The following is a 17,001-nucleotide window of genomic DNA, read 5'->3' as shown; positions in this document are numbered from 1 at the left end:
TAAAATTTTAGCTGTTGAAACTAATAAATAAACACAAAGTATAGATTAGTGAAAATTCGCGTAATTAGTGGCTAAAAAAATAAAACTAACAGGAACCCTTTTGAAAAAAAGAACTAAATTGGTCTAATAAATAAATAGAATGCAAAACTTACTCAAAAGAATTTTATCCGTAGCGGTAATCGTGGTCCTTGTGATTTTGGCTTTCAAATATTGCCAATTCAAAAAGGAAGATGATTCTACAATCGACTATAACACCAATCTGATTCAGCAGCAAATTTTAAATGTTGGAAAATTGGTAGTTACGGAAGGACATTTTTCAGAAGTGATCACCTATAAAAACCAACAGAAATACTTGATGGACATGGTTTCTTTTGAGAAGAAAGCCCTTGTTGTCGTGAACGCAAATGTTACGGTAGCGTATGATCTTCATAAAATGAAATACGATATCGACGAAAAAAATAAAACGATTACGATCCTTAATATCCCAAAAGAAGAAATAACAATCAATCCGGATATTCAGTTTTATGACGTCGAACAAAGTAAACTGAATCCGTTTACAGGAGACGATTACAATAAAATCAATAAATCGGTCAAAGCCAATCTAGCTAAGAAAATCGAAAAATCTTCCCTTAAATCAAATGCCCAAAACCGACTGATCAGTGAGCTGTCTAAGATTCTGATCTTGACAAATTCAATGGGCTGGAAATTACAATACAACGGAAAAACCATTGAATCAGATAGGGATTTTAATCAGGATTTGAAATTGTGATTTTTGAAGGTTCAAAGGTTCAGAGTTACAAAGGTTCAAAGTTTTTTTTGCTACAGATTAAGCGCACCATCTTGTCATTTCGATAAAAAAAGTTGAGTTTTCATAAGATTACAATCTGATCTATCTGCGAGAAAAAACTGTGAGAACCAGTTTAAATCCGTTAAACCAGCGAACAAAACTTCTTCTTCGGAATAACAAAAAACTTTGCTCATTCACGTAATATAATTGGCTCAATCTCCAAAATCTGCGAGAAAAAAAGCAAAAACCCGTTTAAACCAGTAAAATCCGCGGACAAAATCCGCAATAAAACTGAGTGTTTTCGGAAAAAAACTAAACGGCTTTCTTATCAAAAATCAAATCCAGTCCACCGGAAATTAAATGAGCTATTTCAGGACGTTTTTCTTTCAACTGGTCCAGGTAAATTAAAACTTCCTGCAATAACTGAGTCTGATCTGAATCCTTCAGAAGCTCCGCGATTTCTACCGAAAGCAGCCAATCATTAGAGTGATTATTTTTAAGTTTTTCGAATACAGATTTCACGTCTGATGTGGAATTTTTACTCTCTCTGATCAAACGAACAGTCTGATACAAAGTTTCCAATTCATCACGTTCATCAGTATGTTTTGCTTTTATGGTGGTTGTGGTCGGAACCGTATTAATCAGGTCAAAACTATTGACATCTGCTGGTCCTGAAAATGCCGAAACGACTTTTTTCCCAATCGCCATATCGTAATTTCCCCACTCTGGCTGAAACAATACAGTCTCCCCATGCGTTACCGTACAATTTCTAAAACTGATCAGGATAATTTCTCCGTGCAGGTTTCTGGAACCGGTAATGATTTCACCTTCCACAATAATATTACCTTCAAATTCCAGTTTTACAGCTTCATTCTCAACAATATTATACGCCTGTAAATCCTTCGGACTCATGTCTTCAATCGCTAAATTAAAGCCTTTCAGTTTCCCGATCGGACTTCCGAATCCTTCCGGATGTGTCAAAGTTCCGTGACCTACTAATTCTTTTTCGCGGTAGGCCAAAGCTGTTTTTCCGGTGGTCTGAATATAGACAGGTTTTCCTTCGTCTTCAATCACATTGGTAAAAACACCCGAAACCTGTAAGCCGGTACTCAGTTCAATCGTACCCAAAGCATTCGAATGAATCAGTTTATTAATACCGGAAATTCCTCCGGTGCGCAAAGCCATTTTATTTGCAAATTCTTCCAAAATCAAACTCAGATAAGAGAAATTTGGCGTTACATACAATTGGGGCTGCAATTGTGTAATATCAAAATTCTGATTCGCTGCCGAGATATCATAAGGGATTTTCTTCACATTATCAGTCATGCACCAGGCACTTTCCCCAATCGACGAAAGCAGTCCTGCACCGTAAATTTTCGGATCTTCAACAGTTCCGATCAGGCCGTATTCAACAGTCCACCAATGCAGGTTCCTAATTTGGGCCATTTCCGATAACTCGCCCATATTGTTTTGTAAATCAGCAACTGCTTTTTCGGCTTCCTCGATTTTTTCCTGTGGCGTATCTTCAGCTTCTTTCAAAATAGAAAGCAGGCGAATCGCTTCGTACATTTGATAATCCTTATGCGATGAAATAGCTTTACAGCCAATTTCTCCAAAACGTCGCAGGTATTCAGCATATTCAGGATTGGCAATAATAGGAGCGTGGCCGGCACCTTCATGTATAATGTCCGGTGCAGGTGTGTATTCAATATGTTCTAATTGTCTGATATCAGAGGCAATAACCAAAACGTTATAGGCTTGAAATTCCATAAAAGCATTAGGCGGAATAAATCCGTCAACCGCAACCGCAGCCCAGCCAATTTCGGTCAGAATCCGGTTCATGCCATACATACTCGGAATAGAATCTATTTCAATTCCCGTTTTTCGTAAACCATCCAGATAAGAATGATGCGCTACTTTCGATAAATAATCTACGTTTTTACGCATCACATAGCGCCAAACGGCCTGATTGATAGGCGTGTAATCGCCATAATCCTGAGGTTTGATAAATTGCTTTAAATGTTTAGGCAATCGCTCTAATAACGGGTTTGTTTCAATATTGGCATTCATTTCGAAAACGTTGTAGATTAGAATGTAAAATTACGAATTAAGACGGCTATTTTTTGCTGTTCGTTATATTTTTTTTGCTCGAAATGATTCTTTATTGCATTTTTCGTGAGTTCGGCCGTTCAGCTCCACAAGATCATATTTCACAATTTTTAATGGCTACAGATTTTCAGCATTCCTGAAATAGTCAATTTTATAATTGAACATATACGCCATATTTGCAGCGCGAATTTTAGCTTCTTCGGCTAATTTACCGACAAACAAAAAGTCGACAGTTGTTGTGAAGATTTCCATCCAGCGATCAAAATGAGTCTGATTTACCGGTAAGTGTTTGTGCGGAGGGAAAGGACTTCCTGAATATGTATGCTCTTCTAACAAAATAGTCTGCCAAAAACGATACATCTTTTCCAGATGTTCGGGCCATCTTCCTAACATTTTTTCATTAAAAATGGGGCCGATTAATTCATCATCCTGCACTTTCGCATAAAAGGTATTCACTAAAAGTTTAATATCGCCTAAGCTTGAAATATCCTGAGTCGCCATGTTTTAAAAAGGTAAAATTCAATTGCAAAAATACAATATAACTAAGCCTTTACTTTCTGATATTTATCATTTAACAGCATTTTTTGATTTTAAATTTACTCTAAAATGATATTCTTTTGAACTTTTTTATTGAAATAGAATTTGGCGAAAAAAGCCACTTTCTCAAAGGGGTGTTATTTTTGTTTAAATTTCTAATAATCAAAGCTTTGTTTTTTAGGTAGATATGCTTTTGTAAGGTTTTATATCCGTTTTGATGTGTTTTTGTTAAGTTTGTAAATTATTGTTTTAATAAAAATTAACATAATTTTGAAGGTAATTAATAAAATTAATCTTAAAAATAAAGAAAAATTAAATTATTAAAACCGTAAAGAAATGAGTAAAACTACCCCAAAAACCAAAAAACGAATAAAGTTTAGTATAATGATACCAGTCATTATGTTATTACTGTTTACTGCGAAAACGAATGCCCAGACGGTGACCCCCTGGATGACGACAGGTGATCAGTCCAAATTATTACAACAGCAGGCAACGGTAAGTTTTGGTGCCAATTCCGGAAGTAATCCTTCAACGGTAACTGTTAATCCTTCAACGACTTATCAGACCATGGACGGATTTGGTTATACCCTTACCGAGGGAAGTTGCGAAGTGATTAGCGGAATGGCAGCCACCCAGCAAAATCAATTGTTAAATGATTTATACAATCCGACCACGGGTTTAAATGCCAGTGTGGTCAGAATTAGTATCGGAGCATCCGATTTAAGCAGCTCTTCTTACAGCTACAATGAAACTTCGGGCGATGTCAATATGAATAATTTTAGCCTTAACGGACCTGATTTGACGTATTTAATTCCGATCATTAAAAAGATCCTGCTTATTAATCCCAATATAAAAATATTAGCCACGCCATGGTCAGCACCACGCTGGATGAAAACTAATAATTCGTGGGTGGGCGGAAGTTTACAGACGCAATATTATGCTGCTTACGCGAGATATTTCGTAAAATATTTTGCAGCCATGCAGGCACAGGGCATTTCGATTTGGGGAATTACGCCTCAAAACGAACCGGAAAACCCATATAACGAACCAAGTATGTTAATGAATTCAACTGAACAAAAGAATTTTATTAACACGCAATTGGGGCCACAGATGGCATCAGCAGGTTACGGAAATATAAAAATCATAGCTTTTGACCATAATTGCGACAATACAGCTTATCCGATTGATGTTTTAAACAATAGCAGTTATGTTGATGGCGCAGCGTTTCATTTGTATTTAGGAAACATTTCGGCTATGTCAACAGTTCGAAACGCAACCAATAAAAACGTTTATTTTACAGAACAATACACCGGATCGGGCGGAAGTTTTAGCGGAGATTTTGGATGGCACATGCAAAACGTAGTGATTGGAAGTACTAATAACTGGGCAAAAACTGTTCTGGAATGGAACGCGGCAAACAATTCAGGTTTGGGACCGCGTACTCCCGGCGGATGCAACACTTGTCTGGGAGCTATTACTGTGAATAATAGTACCAGTTATACCAAAAATGTAGCGTATTATATTATTGGACAGATCTCAAAATTTGTAAAGCCGGGTGCTTTAAGAATTAACTCTTCCAGTACAAACGGCAGCATTTTTTCTGCCGGATTTAAAAATCCTGACGGATCGATTGCACTTGTGGTTTATAATTCAGGCGGCTCATCCAATACCATCAGAATCGTTTCGGGATCATCTGCTTTTGATTATGCGGTTCCTTCGGCTTCGGCAGTGACATTTGCCTGGGGAGCCGGAACACCGCCGGCAACTGATTATCCGGGCTATTACAATATTATCTCCAGAAATAGCAATAAGGGATTAGATGTAGCCGATAATGCTACAACAAGCGGAAGCAGAATTCAGCAATACGATATTACAAATGGCGGAGGAAATAATCAGCGTTGGAAATTTGTGCCGGCCGGAAGTGGCAATTTTTATATTATTGTGAAATCGACTCAAATGTATCTGACCACCGAAAATAACGGTACAGGCGATGGCGTAAAAGTGGTACAAAAAACTTTCGCTGCTACAAATGAATTCAAATGGACGGTAACTAGTCTTGGAGGAGGCTATTACAAAATAATCAATGTAAACAGTGGAAAATCACTTGACGTTGAAAATGTTTCTACTGCCAATGGGGCCAACATTCAGGTTTGGTCTTACACAGGAGGCTTAAATCAGCAATGGCAATTGGTACAGATCGAATCAACGGCCAAAAACGGTATTACAAAAGATGCTGCTGCAGAAACGGAGAGCACTGACAGGACCATTTTTATTAATGAAACGAATGATTACTTAAAAATCGGCACCAATCATCAAGGTGACGGATCCGTAGAAGTCTTCACTATTTCAGGGCAGAGTGTCTTGAAAAAGCAGCTAAGTTTTGTGAAAGGAAATCCATCTGAAATCGAAATTTCAAAATTACCAAGAGGACTTTACATCGTTAAAATTAATGATGATAAAGGCACTTATTCCAAAAAAGTGCTGAAACAATAAATTCAAATCTATAATTAGTTAGTAATTTTTATTTGATTTGAAAGGCTGTCTGGTATCAGACAGCCTTTTTTATTTTCATTGAATTAACCAATTAACTGCGTAAACAAATCCTGATTATCATTCAGGTACTGGAATTCAAAACCATTTTTGGTCATGTTCATTTTAATGGCGAGAATGTCCTTTTTGTTTTTCAGTTCAAGGCCCACAACTACAGATCCAACCTCACGGCTGTTTTTCTTTGCAAACTGAAAATAAGTGATATCATCATCAGGCCCCAAAATATTGTTTACAAATTCCTTTAACGCACCGGGACGCTGTGGAAACTGAATCATAAAATAATGCATCAATCCCTCGTACAGCAGAGAACGTTCTTTTATTTCAGCAGTTCTTTCGATATCATTATTACTCCCGCTTACTACGCAGACTACATTTTTGCCTTTGATTTTATCTTTGTAAAAATCTAAGGCGGCAATAGTCAAAGCTCCTGCGGGCTCGACAACCATAGCTTCTTCATTGTACAATCTCAAAATTGTGGTACAAACCTTTCCTTCGGGAACCAGAATAATATCGTCCAGGTTTTTTCGGCAAATTTCGAAAGTCATATCACCCACTTGTTTTACGGCGGCTCCATCAACAAATTTATCGATGGTGGTAAGGGCTGTATTTTTGTTTTCCTGAATGGAATTTTTCATGGAAGGCGCGCCTTTTGGTTCTACACCGATAATTTTGGTGTCCGGGCTCAGCTGTTTAAAAACTTCCGACAAACCGGAAGCCAGTCCGCCGCCACCTATTGGAACAAAAACGTAATCTATAGGTTCTTTAAAGGTGTCAAGAATTTCAAGGCCAACCGTTCCCTGACCTGCCATCACTTTTACATCATCGAAAGGATGAATAAAAATTTTATGGTTTTTGAGGGCATCTGCTGTCGCTGACGCATAAGCATCATCAAAAGTATCTCCGGTCAGAACAATCTCTACAAATGATTTTCCGAAGAGCTGTACTTGTTTTACTTTTTGCTTTGGAGTGGTCTTGGGCATGTAGATTTTACCTTGTATATGTAGTAAATTACAAGAATATGCAACTCCCTGGGCGTGATTTCCAGCACTGGCACAAACAATTCCGGTTGCTTTCTCACTTTCGTTTAACGAAGAAATCTTATTGTAAGCCCCTCTGATTTTATACGACCGGACAATTTGCAAATCTTCTCTTTTTAATAAAATAACCGATTTAAATTCGTCTGAAAGATTCAAATTTTGCGTCAGTGGAGTAGCGGCAACTACATTTTCGAGCTGCTTTTTAGCAGTAAGGACTTCGTTAAATAAATTCATAATTCTTGTTTTTTTGCCCCGAATTTCACGAACAGCGATGAATTTTTTTACGTGAATCGGTATCCTTAATTCGTGTAAATTCGGGCTATTTAAATAAAAAAAACCTCCCGATTATGGGAGGTTTGATAAATTGTATTTGTTTACTTCTTTATATAACACCTCGCCATTACTGCTGAATTGCAATAATGTTAATCACGATAATAATGTTATTTAAGTTTGACATTTTTTGTTGTTTGAAAAACAAATGTATTAATTATTTTGTAAAGTGATCCAGGAAGTCTTTCCGGTTTTATAAAAAACTAATTCCGATAGCTATCGGGAGAGACTGAAAACTATTTCTTAACCGGCGGATATTGTGCTAAAATTTTAGTTACAAATTCGTTTACTTTTTCATCTTTCTTATCGGCGTTTTTGGTCAGTGTACCGATTCCTTCGCCCTGCCAGATCATTTCTTTCTTTTTGGCGTCAATAAAATCAATATATAAAGTTCCTTGTGTAGAAGTAGAAACCGTAGTTTGTCCTCCGTACATCATATAGGGATTCCATCCCCATCCCCAACCATAACCCCATCCGGCGCTAAATTGGTTCACATCAACCTGCTCTCTTGATTTGGTAAAAATGTTGATCAGCATATCAGGGTTATCACTTTTTGTAAAGCCTTTTGCCTGCATCTGTGAATCAATAGCATGCAGGATACGTCTTTTATCCAAATCAGAAATCTCTACCTTATCAATACCGGGCTTAAAGAAAGCATACGTTTTATAAGGCGTAAAGTCGACACTTTTGTCGTAATCAGAATAAACACTGACTGTACTGCATGAAGCCAGTAGTAAAAGCAGAAAAACCGGTATTAATTTGAATGTTTTCATATTTATAAAAATTTATTTGTTCTCAATTTATCAGCTATTTGTCAGGCTGAGCGTAGTCGAAGCCCTCTTTTTTTGTCGTTACCCTTCGATTACATTCCCAATAACAACTGTGTATTAAAGCAAACTTTCATCCACAATATTCGGTAAAGTCACTTTTAATAAAGGCTGAACTTCCATTGCTCTTTTTATAGCAAAAATAGCTTCGTCATTTCTGGCCCAGCTTCGTCTTGAAATTCCGTTGTTAACATCCCAAAAAAGCATTGATGCTAAACGTTTTGAAGCCTCTTTAGAACCATCAAGAACCATACCAAAGCCACCGTTTATAACCTCTCCCCAGCCAACTCCGCCGCCATTGTGAATAGAAACCCATGTAGCACCTCTAAAGCTGTCTCCAATTACATTCTGAATCGCCATATCGGCCGTAAAACGGGAACCATCATAAATGTTTGAGGTTTCCCTGTAAGGCGAATCTGTTCCGGAAACGTCGTGATGATCGCGGCCCAGAACAACAGTTCCGATTTCACCTCTGGCAATTGCCTGGTTAAAAGCTTCTGCAATTTTAATGCGTCCTTCGGCATCTGCATATAATATTCGGGCCTGAGAGCCTACCACCAGTTTGTTTTCCTGAGCACCTTTGATCCATTTGATGTTGTCCTGCATTTGCTGCTGAATTTCATCTGGAGCCGTCTTCGCCATTTCTTCTAAAACCTGAGAAGCGATAGTATCTGTCTTTTGCAAATCTTCCGGTTTTCCGGAAGTACACACCCATCGGAAAGGCCCGAATCCGTAATCAAAACACATTGGTCCCATAATATCCTGAACGTAACTCGGATATTTAAAATCGATATTATTTTCGGCCATTACTGCTGCACCGGCGCGGGAAGCTTCCAGTAAAAAGGCATTTCCGTAATCGAAAAAGTAAGTTCCTTTTGCGGTATGTTTGTTGATGGCAGCAGCATGTCGGCGTAAAGTTTCCTGCACTTTTTCTTTGAATAATTCAGGATTATTGGCCATCATTTCGTTGGCCTCTTCAAAAGAAATTCCAACCGGATAGTAACCGCCAGCCCACGGATTGTGAAGCGAAGTCTGGTCGGAACCTAAATCGATTTTGATATTTTCTTTATCTAAACATTCCCATACATCCACAACATTCCCTAAGTAGGCAATCGAAACTACTTCTTTATTGGCTTTCGCCGAAGTCACTCTCTTCACCAGTTCTTCCGTCGAAGTAACAATCTCGTTAATCCAGCCTTGTTCGTGACGAATTTTGGTGATTTTAGGATTTACCTCGGCACAAACCGTAACGCAGCCGGCAATATTTCCTGCTTTTGGCTGTGCACCGCTCATTCCGCCCAATCCTGAAGTTACAAATAAACTGCCTTCCGGATTTTGTTTTATTTTTCTGAAACCATTTAAAACGGTGATGGTTGTCCCGTGTACAATTCCCTGCGGGCCGATATACATATAACTTCCGGCAGTCATTTGTCCGTATTGCGAAACGCCAAGCGCATTCATTTTTTCCCAGTCGTCCGGTTTTGAATAATTCGGAATTACCATTCCATTCGTAACCACCACTCTTGGTGCTTCTGTATGTGAAGGAAATAATCCCATCGGATGTCCCGAATACATCGTCAGCGTTTGCTCATCTGTCATTTCAGACAAATACTGCATGGTCAGTAAATATTGCGCCCAGTTCTGGAAAACAGCTCCGTTGCCGCCATAGGTAATTAACTCGTGCGGATGTTGTGCTACGGCATAATCCAGGTTGTTCTGAATCATGTGCATAATGGCTTTTGCCTGTACTGATTTTCCCGGATATTCGTCAATAGGTCTGGCGTACATCCTGTAATCCGGACGAAAGCGGTACATGTAAATACGGCCGTATTTTTCTAATTCTTCTGAAAATTCAGTAATTAATTCAGCGTGATGGCGGGCTTCAAAATAACGTAATGCATTTTTTAAAGCCAGTTTTTTTTCTTCCGCAGAAAGAATTTCTTTTCGTTTTGGCGCATGGTTAATCGCTAAATCGTATTGTTTTTTCGGAGGTAATATGCTTGGTATTCCTTGTTGTATTTCTTCTTGAAAAGTCATTTTTTTTAGATTGTTAGAGGATTGGATTATTAGACTTTTTAGATTTTCTCCAAGGGTAAATAATCCAATAGCCGTGGTAATTAAAAGTTAGTTAAGTAAATTATATTTGTTTGAAAATAAATTATCTCATTTTCAAATTGACATATTTTCTAATTAAAACTAAGGATAACGAATATCCGACCTGTGATAGGATTTGTAGATTTTAATCCTAAATTTTCGCAAGAGAATATCCATATGTAATTTTAGATTTTAGATTGCTGATTTTAGATTGTTGAATTATAAGTTAGTTAAGAAAAAATTATCTCATTTTCAAATTGACACATTTTCTAATTTACCTTCTTCTTAATTTCTCCGGTTCGTTTGTCAAATCCATACGGGCAGTGACGACAGCCGCTTTTACAGCAATATCCGCGTTTTAAATGGTGTTTCTCGGTAAAGCATTTGTAACCTTCAGGCGTATAATAAAAATCTTCGCCCTCGGTCAATTTATTTTCATTACTTTGCTCTTTCATAATCCTTTTTAAGTGCGTTATTTGTTTGGTGTCGAAATCAAATCTATAATTTTGATTATTATTTTAATGAAAACAAACAATTTTGCCTCTACAAATTTATAAATTTTACATTCAATGTTTCTAATTGTTGCTAAATATTTAATTCCCAATGGATATCGCGGAATGGCCGTGTTTCCGTTTGTTCTGATGAAATACAGCAGCGATAAAACAAACCCGACATTTGTTAATCACGAAAAAATTCATTTGCGACAACAACTGGAAATGCTGATCCTTCCTTTTTTTATCTGGTATTTTTTAGAATATCTGATACGAATACTTCAATATAAAAGTACAGCATTGGCGTATCAGAATATTAGTTTTGAAAGAGAAGCGTATGCCAATGAAACCGATTATGATTATTTGAAAAAACGCCCGTTTTTTAAATTCCGGAATTACTTAACTTTACAACAAAAATAGATTTTGAACCAGGAAATTCATATCAATTTTCAGAACGATATTTCTTTGACCATAAAACGCGAAGATTTAATCCATCCCTTTATTTCGGGGAATAAGTTCCGGAAATTAAAATACAATCTGATTCAGGCCAAAGCAGAAAATAAGAAAACGGTATTGACTTTTGGCGGTGCTTTTTCGAACCATATTGCGGCTGTTGCCTTTGCAGGAAAGGAATACGGATTTAAAACTATCGGACTGATTCGCGGGGAAGAACTTCTGGATAAAATTGAAGAAAATCCAACCTTGAAATTTGCTCAGGAAAACGGAATGCAATTTGAATTTGTTTCCCGGGAAGACTATCGGCTTAAAGATGAAATTTCTTTTTTAGAAAATTTAAAGCAGAAATTCGGCGACTTTTATTTAGTGCCCGAAGGCGGAACAAATGAGCTCGCTATAAAAGGCTGCGAAGAGATTCTGACTGCAGAAGATGCTGTTTTCAATTACGTTTGCTGCGCTGTCGGGACAGGAGGAACTATTTCGGGATTGATTAATAGTGCTCATCCGGATCAGAAAATTTTAGGGTTTCCGGCGTTAAAAGGTGACTTTCTAAAGGATGAAATTCGTATTTTTGCAAAGAAAGATAACTGGGATTTAATTTCTGACTATCATTTTGGAGGATACGGAAAGATAAATTTGGAATTAATTGAATTTATTAATGCTTTTTTTGATGAAAATGAAGTACCCTTAGACCCAATTTATACAGGAAAGATGGTTTTTGGCGTTATAGATTTAATTCATAAAAACTATTTTCCGGCGCATTCAAAAATTTTACTCATTCACACCGGCGGATTGCAGGGAATTGACGGAATGAATTTGAAGCTGATGCAGAAGAAATTACCAATACTAAAAAAGAATGTTTAAAAAAACAATATTACTTTTCTTAATCGCAGCATTAGCTGGCTGTTCTTCCAGTAAGCCTGCTATTGCAACAACTAAAAAACAGGCAGCACTTCAAAAACCCAGAGTCGCTTCGACTAAAAAAGGGACTTATTCTAAACCTATAGGTAAATATCCTACCACAAACAATACAACTGAGGTCATTCAGTCTACTTCAAAAACTGTTGTTACCAGTGATCTGATCAATAATTATGTTTTGCAGTTTAAAGATATTGCCATGGGAAACATGCAAAAGTATGGTATTCCTGCAAGTATTATTCTGGCACAGGGAATCTTAGAATCCGGTGCAGGAAAAGGGGATCTGGCTCTGGAAGCCAATAATCATTTCGGAATTAAATGTCACAAAGACTGGCTGGGTGAAAGTGTTCGCCATGATGACGATTCATCTCAGGAATGTTTCAGGAAATACACAGAAGCTTCAGATTCGTATCGGGATCATGCTTTGTTTTTGGTGGGAAAGAACAGATATGCCACATTATTTACTTACGAAAAGGATGATTACAAGGCATGGGCAAAAGGTTTACGCGCTGCGGGTTATGCCACAGATCCTAATTATCCGGATAAGTTAATCAGTTATATAGAAAGGTATAATCTCCACCAGTACGATTGTCAGGTTACCGGAAAAAGCTATACGGCAATTAATAAATCAGCTCCGGCAAGAACTTCAAACACAAAAACGAATTCGGAGTCAGCTTCAGGCGACCCCAATTTATATGAAGTTCAAAAAGGAGATACCTTATATTCCATTTCAAAAAAATTCAACGTATTAGTTGATGATTTAAAACAAAAAAACAATCTTTCAGACAATTCGCTTTCTGTTGGACAGAAGTTGAAGGTAAAGTAGTTTTTTAGTTTTCAGTCTCAGTCTGGAATCGTTTCATACTCTAAAATCAGAACTCTAAAATATAAAGTCAAAAATGATATATAAAAGAAGTAGTCAGCTTTTTGCTGAAGCAGAAAAAGTGATCCCGGGAGGTGTAAACTCACCGGTAAGAGCGTTTAAAGCCGTTGGCGGAACTCCTATTTTTGTGAAAAGTGCCAAAGGTGCTTATCTGTATGATGAAGACGGCAATAAATTGATAGACTATATCAATTCATGGGGGCCAATGGTTCTGGGTCATGCGTATCAGCCGGTAGTTGATGCTGTAATTGAAAAAGCAAAACTGGGTACTTCATTTGGAATGCCAACAGAGTTAGAAACTCAGATTGCAGCTTTGGCAGTTGCTATGGTTCCGAATATTGATAAAATTCGTTTTGTAAATTCAGGAACTGAGGCTTGTATGAGTGCGATTCGTCTGGCCCGCGGATTTACAAAAAGAGATAAAATAATCAAGTTTGCAGGCTGCTACCACGGACATTCAGATTCCTTTTTGATTCAGGCGGGAAGTGGTGCCGTAACTTTCGGATCTCCTAATAGTCCCGGAGTAACAGAAGGAACTGCAAAAGATACTTTGCTGGCCAGATACAATGATTTAGAGAATGTAAAAACCTTAATCGAAGCCAACAAAAATGAGATAGCAGCTATTATTATTGAGCCGGTTGCCGGAAATATGGGATGTATTCCGCCTCAAAAAGGATTCTTGCAGGGATTGAGAGATTTGTGTACGGCAAACGGAATTTTATTAATCTTCGATGAGGTGATGACAGGTTTTCGTCTGGCTCGCGGAGGTGTTCAGGAATTGTATAATATCAACGCTGACATTGTAACTTTCGGAAAAGTAATTGGCGGAGGTTTGCCGGTTGGTGCTTTTGCAGCACGTGAAGAAATTATGAATTATCTGGCTCCGCTTGGTCCGGTGTATCAGGCAGGAACATTATCCGGAAACCCTTTGGCAATGGCTGCAGGATTAGCGATGTTACAATCTCTTGATAATGACCGTGCTGTTTTTACCCGATTGGAAGAAAAAACAGCGTATTTAGAAGCAGGAATCGATAAGGTTCTAAAAGCAAATAATGTGGTTTTTACCATCAACAGAGTAGGGTCAATGATTTCCGTACATTTTGATGCTAATCCGGTTACCGATTTTCAAACTGCGGCAAAAGGAGATAATGAAACCTTCAGAAAGTTTTTCCACGGCTTATTGCAGGAAGGTATTTATATCGCGCCATCGGCCTATGAAACCTGGTTTATTACAGACGCATTAACCTATGAAGATTTAGATTTTACGATTAATGCGATTGATAAGGTTTCGAAGACATTTTAAATCATAAAAATTAAAATATATATATTCAGTTTAAGGCTCAACTTTATTAAAAAGTTGAGCCTTTTTTATTACCTGAGTTTAGTTAATGAAAAGTTAATAAGGTGTTTTTTCCTTTTAAAATTAGAATAAAAATTATTTTTGTTTATCACATAACCACTAAACCGACAATAAATGAAGAAATTTTTCATTTTTATTACAATGACAGTTTTTATGCTGTTTTCTACTAACCAATTTGCCCAATCGAACAAAAAGAAATCCAAAAAAGACGAAGCTGTCGTTGCGCCACCCGAGAAAAAATCAGAATCTGCTATTAAGGAATACAGCAAAGTAATTACGAAAGAGGCTGTTTCTGATCCGGGACTTTTCACAGTGCATAAAGTCGAAAAAAAGTATTATTTCGAGATTCCGAATAAGTATTTAAACAAGGATATGCTTTTAGTAAGCCGGCTTTCTAAATTGCCTTCTAACCTGGGAGGCGGATATGTAAACGCAGGTTCAGAAACTAACGAACAGTTAATAGTCTGGCAGCGTTTTCAGGATAAAATCCTCATCAAATCAAAATCTTACAATGCCGTAGCGAACGATACGTTGCCTATCAGCATTTCTGTAAAATCAAATAATTACGAACCTACCTTATTTGCTTTTGACATTGTCGCTTTTAGCAAAGATTCGGCAAATACTGTGATTGATGTAACGAAGTTTTACAGTACTGACGTAAAAGCAATCAGCGGTATATCGGCAGAAATGCGCGAAACGTATAAGGTAAAAGGACTTGATGATTCGAGAAGTTTTATCCATACGATTAAAAGTTTTCCGATGAATATCGAAGTGATTCAGGATATGACGTACAATGCGTCGAAACCATCCATGTTAGAAGAAACAGAATCGATCAGTATTCAGATGAATCAGTCTATGGTTTTATTGCCCGAAGTACCCATGAAACCAAGATTGGCAGATCAGAGAGTGGGCTGGTTTACCGTAAGTCAGTACGATTACGGTAGTAATGAACTGAAATCGGACCTTAAAACATATATCCGTCGCTGGAGATTAGAACCAAAAGATCCTGAAGCCTATAACCGAGGAGAATTGGTTGAACCGATTAAACCAATTGTGTATTATTTAGATCCTGCAACGCCTGAAAAGCTGAGAAAATACATCAAACAGGGAATCGAAGACTGGCAAAAACCTTTTGAAGCAGCCGGATTTAAAAATGCTATTATCGCCAAAGATGCCCCAACCAAAGAGGAAGACCCGGATTTTAGTCCCGAAGATATTCGCTATTCTGTCATTCGATATGTAGCAAGCACCACCCGAAATGCGGTCGGACCCAGTGTTTCTGATCCCAGAACCGGAGAGATTATTGAAAGTGATGTGATCTGGTACCACAACCACTTGCGTTCGTACAGAAACCGATATTTGTTAGAAACCGGAGCAGCAAATCCGTCTGCGAGGACCTTACAAACCAGCGATGAAGAAATGGGTGAAATGATGCGAATGGTGATTGCACATGAAGTTGGACATGCTTTAGGATTTCCGCACAATATGGGCGCCAGTTGTGCTTATGATGTGGAAAGTTACAGAAACGGTGATTTTACGCAACAAAACGGAATCTCGGCTAGTATCATGGATTATGCCCGTTTCAATTACATCGCGCAGCCCGGAGATAAAAACATTCGTTTTGTCCGTAAAATGGGGGCTTATGATCAGTATGCCGTAAATTGGGGCTACAGAGTGATTCCGAATGCTAAATCTCCTCAGGACGAAGCCGCAACTTTAGACAAATGGATTCTGGAGAAAGCCGGAAATCCGCTTTATAAATTCGGAAAACAGAGCAGTGCTTTTGACCCTACTTCCCAAACAGAAGATATTGGGAATAATTCGATGAAAGCCAGTACGTATGGAATGAAAAATCTGGAATATGTAGCCAGTCATTTGAATGAATGGACGAGTAGCGTAACCAATAATTATGAAGATCTGGATGAATTGTACAAGGAAATGCTGGAAGTCTGGAGCAGATATGTTGGTCACGTTGTAACTAATGTTGGCGGTGTTTATGAAAATACTAAAAAGCCAAACCAGGCCGGAAGTGTTTACGAAGTAGTGCCCAAAGCCAGACAAATTGAAGCAATGAACTGGCTTCAGGCAAATGCCTTTGCTTCGCCAACCTGGATTGTAAATGTCAATACTTTAAAAAATACAGATTTTGCAGGGTATTCGGAAAAATTCAGAAGTTTACAGGTACGACATTTGAATAGTCTGCTAAGTATTGGCCGTATTGGCCGATTAATGGATAACGAAATTCTGGGAGCTGATGCTTACAAAGCTTTGGATTTATTAAAAGATACCCGAAAAGGAATCTGGAAGGAAGCTGCTGCGCCGGCCAATGTGACGATATACCGAAGAAATCTGCAACGAGGTTATATCGACAGAATGGGCGCTTTGATGACAGAAGAAATTAAACCAACAGACCGGTCTGTAACGTATTATAATGTAGGACAATCCGACGTAAGGGCTCTGGTTCGTGGCGAACTAAACGCATTAAGAAGTACACTTTTAGCAGCAAAAGCAAGACCTGTAAACACAGAAACAAAATACCATTACGAAGATTGCATCAAGCGAATAGATTTGATTTTAAATCCGAAATAAAGAAATATATAAAAACAAAAAAGAGGCTTTTAA

At 37.9% G+C, this 17,001-nt stretch carries 13 protein-coding genes; 7 read left to right on the top strand and 6 right to left on the bottom strand.

Annotation, left to right across the window (positions count from 1 at the left end):
• The first annotated feature begins 139 nt into the window (after positions 1 to 139).
• A complete protein-coding gene (locus tag GJU43_RS16825) occupies positions 140 to 769 on the top strand; it encodes a DUF4230 domain-containing protein (protein ID WP_154342131.1) in 630 nt (209 codons plus the stop codon).
• A 330-nt stretch (positions 770 to 1,099) separates the two neighbouring features.
• Here GJU43_RS16825 and GJU43_RS16820 read toward each other — a convergent pair whose 3' ends face one another.
• Together GJU43_RS16820 and GJU43_RS16815 are read right to left on the bottom strand one after the other, a co-directional pair.
• Entirely contained in the window at positions 1,100 to 2,857 is a 1,758-nt protein-coding gene (locus GJU43_RS16820) for an aromatic amino acid hydroxylase (protein ID WP_154342129.1), read from the bottom strand.
• Between the two features lie 156 nt (positions 2,858 to 3,013).
• On the bottom strand, positions 3,014 to 3,397 hold the full coding sequence (locus tag GJU43_RS16815; RefSeq protein ID WP_154342127.1) for a group III truncated hemoglobin: 384 nt from the start codon (positions 3,395 to 3,397) through the stop codon (positions 3,014 to 3,016).
• Positions 3,398 to 3,769: 372 nt separating this feature from the next.
• On the opposite strand from GJU43_RS16815, the gene GJU43_RS16810 reads away from it, so the two are divergent.
• Positions 3,770 to 5,926 carry an RICIN domain-containing protein gene (locus GJU43_RS16810; RefSeq protein ID WP_154342125.1) on the top strand — a complete coding sequence of 719 codons (2,157 nt, stop codon included), beginning with the start codon at positions 3,770 to 3,772 and terminating at the stop codon, positions 5,924 to 5,926.
• Between the two features lie 83 nt (positions 5,927 to 6,009).
• On the opposite strand, the gene ilvA is transcribed toward GJU43_RS16810, so the two are convergent.
• The 4 genes from ilvA to GJU43_RS16790 form a co-directional block, all read right to left on the bottom strand.
• On the bottom strand, positions 6,010 to 7,254 hold the full coding sequence (gene ilvA, locus GJU43_RS16805) for a threonine ammonia-lyase IlvA (protein ID WP_154342123.1): 1,245 nt from the start codon (positions 7,252 to 7,254) through the stop codon (positions 6,010 to 6,012).
• Between the two features lie 332 nt (positions 7,255 to 7,586).
• The gene (locus tag GJU43_RS16800; protein WP_154342121.1) at positions 7,587 to 8,123 is read right to left on the bottom strand and encodes a DUF4136 domain-containing protein; all 537 of its coding nucleotides are present in this window, start codon (positions 8,121 to 8,123) and stop codon (positions 7,587 to 7,589) included.
• 114 nt (positions 8,124 to 8,237) lie between these two features.
• Positions 8,238 to 10,214 carry a urocanate hydratase gene (locus GJU43_RS16795; RefSeq protein ID WP_154342119.1) on the bottom strand — a complete coding sequence of 659 codons (1,977 nt, stop codon included), beginning with the start codon at positions 10,212 to 10,214 and terminating at the stop codon, positions 8,238 to 8,240.
• 326 nt (positions 10,215 to 10,540) lie between these two features.
• The gene (locus GJU43_RS16790) at positions 10,541 to 10,726 is read right to left on the bottom strand and encodes a DUF5522 domain-containing protein (protein WP_132038154.1); all 186 of its coding nucleotides are present in this window, start codon (positions 10,724 to 10,726) and stop codon (positions 10,541 to 10,543) included.
• Between the two features lie 114 nt (positions 10,727 to 10,840).
• Here GJU43_RS16790 and GJU43_RS16785 point away from each other — a divergent pair, with 114 nt between their 5' ends.
• The 5 genes from GJU43_RS16785 to GJU43_RS16765 all read left to right on the top strand — a co-directional run bounded on the left by GJU43_RS16785 (position 10,841) and on the right by GJU43_RS16765 (position 16,968).
• Complete coding sequence (locus GJU43_RS16785; RefSeq protein ID WP_154342117.1) at positions 10,841 to 11,182, top strand: hypothetical protein; 342 nt, start codon at positions 10,841 to 10,843, stop codon at positions 11,180 to 11,182.
• A gap of 3 nt (positions 11,183 to 11,185) precedes the next feature.
• Complete coding sequence (locus GJU43_RS16780) at positions 11,186 to 12,082, top strand: 1-aminocyclopropane-1-carboxylate deaminase/D-cysteine desulfhydrase (protein ID WP_154342115.1); 897 nt, start codon at positions 11,186 to 11,188, stop codon at positions 12,080 to 12,082.
• Entirely contained in the window at positions 12,075 to 12,962 is an 888-nt protein-coding gene (locus tag GJU43_RS16775) for a glucosaminidase domain-containing protein (protein WP_154342113.1), read from the top strand. Before GJU43_RS16780 ends, GJU43_RS16775 begins: the two co-directional genes overlap by 8 nt.
• Before the next feature lie 73 nt (positions 12,963 to 13,035).
• Positions 13,036 to 14,322, top strand: a complete 1,287-nt coding sequence (gene hemL / locus GJU43_RS16770) for a glutamate-1-semialdehyde 2,1-aminomutase (protein ID WP_154342111.1) — start codon at positions 13,036 to 13,038, stop codon at positions 14,320 to 14,322.
• Between the two features lie 171 nt (positions 14,323 to 14,493).
• Complete coding sequence (locus GJU43_RS16765) at positions 14,494 to 16,968, top strand: zinc-dependent metalloprotease (RefSeq protein ID WP_154342109.1); 2,475 nt, start codon at positions 14,494 to 14,496, stop codon at positions 16,966 to 16,968.
• The last annotated feature ends 33 nt before the right edge of the window (positions 16,969 to 17,001 follow it).

The organism is Flavobacterium sp. LC2016-23, from assembly GCF_009674775.1.
GTDB lineage: Bacteria > Bacteroidota > Bacteroidia > Flavobacteriales > Flavobacteriaceae > Flavobacterium.
Note: the sequence above shows the minus strand (reverse complement) of the source record. Positions and strands in the feature narration are given on the sequence as shown.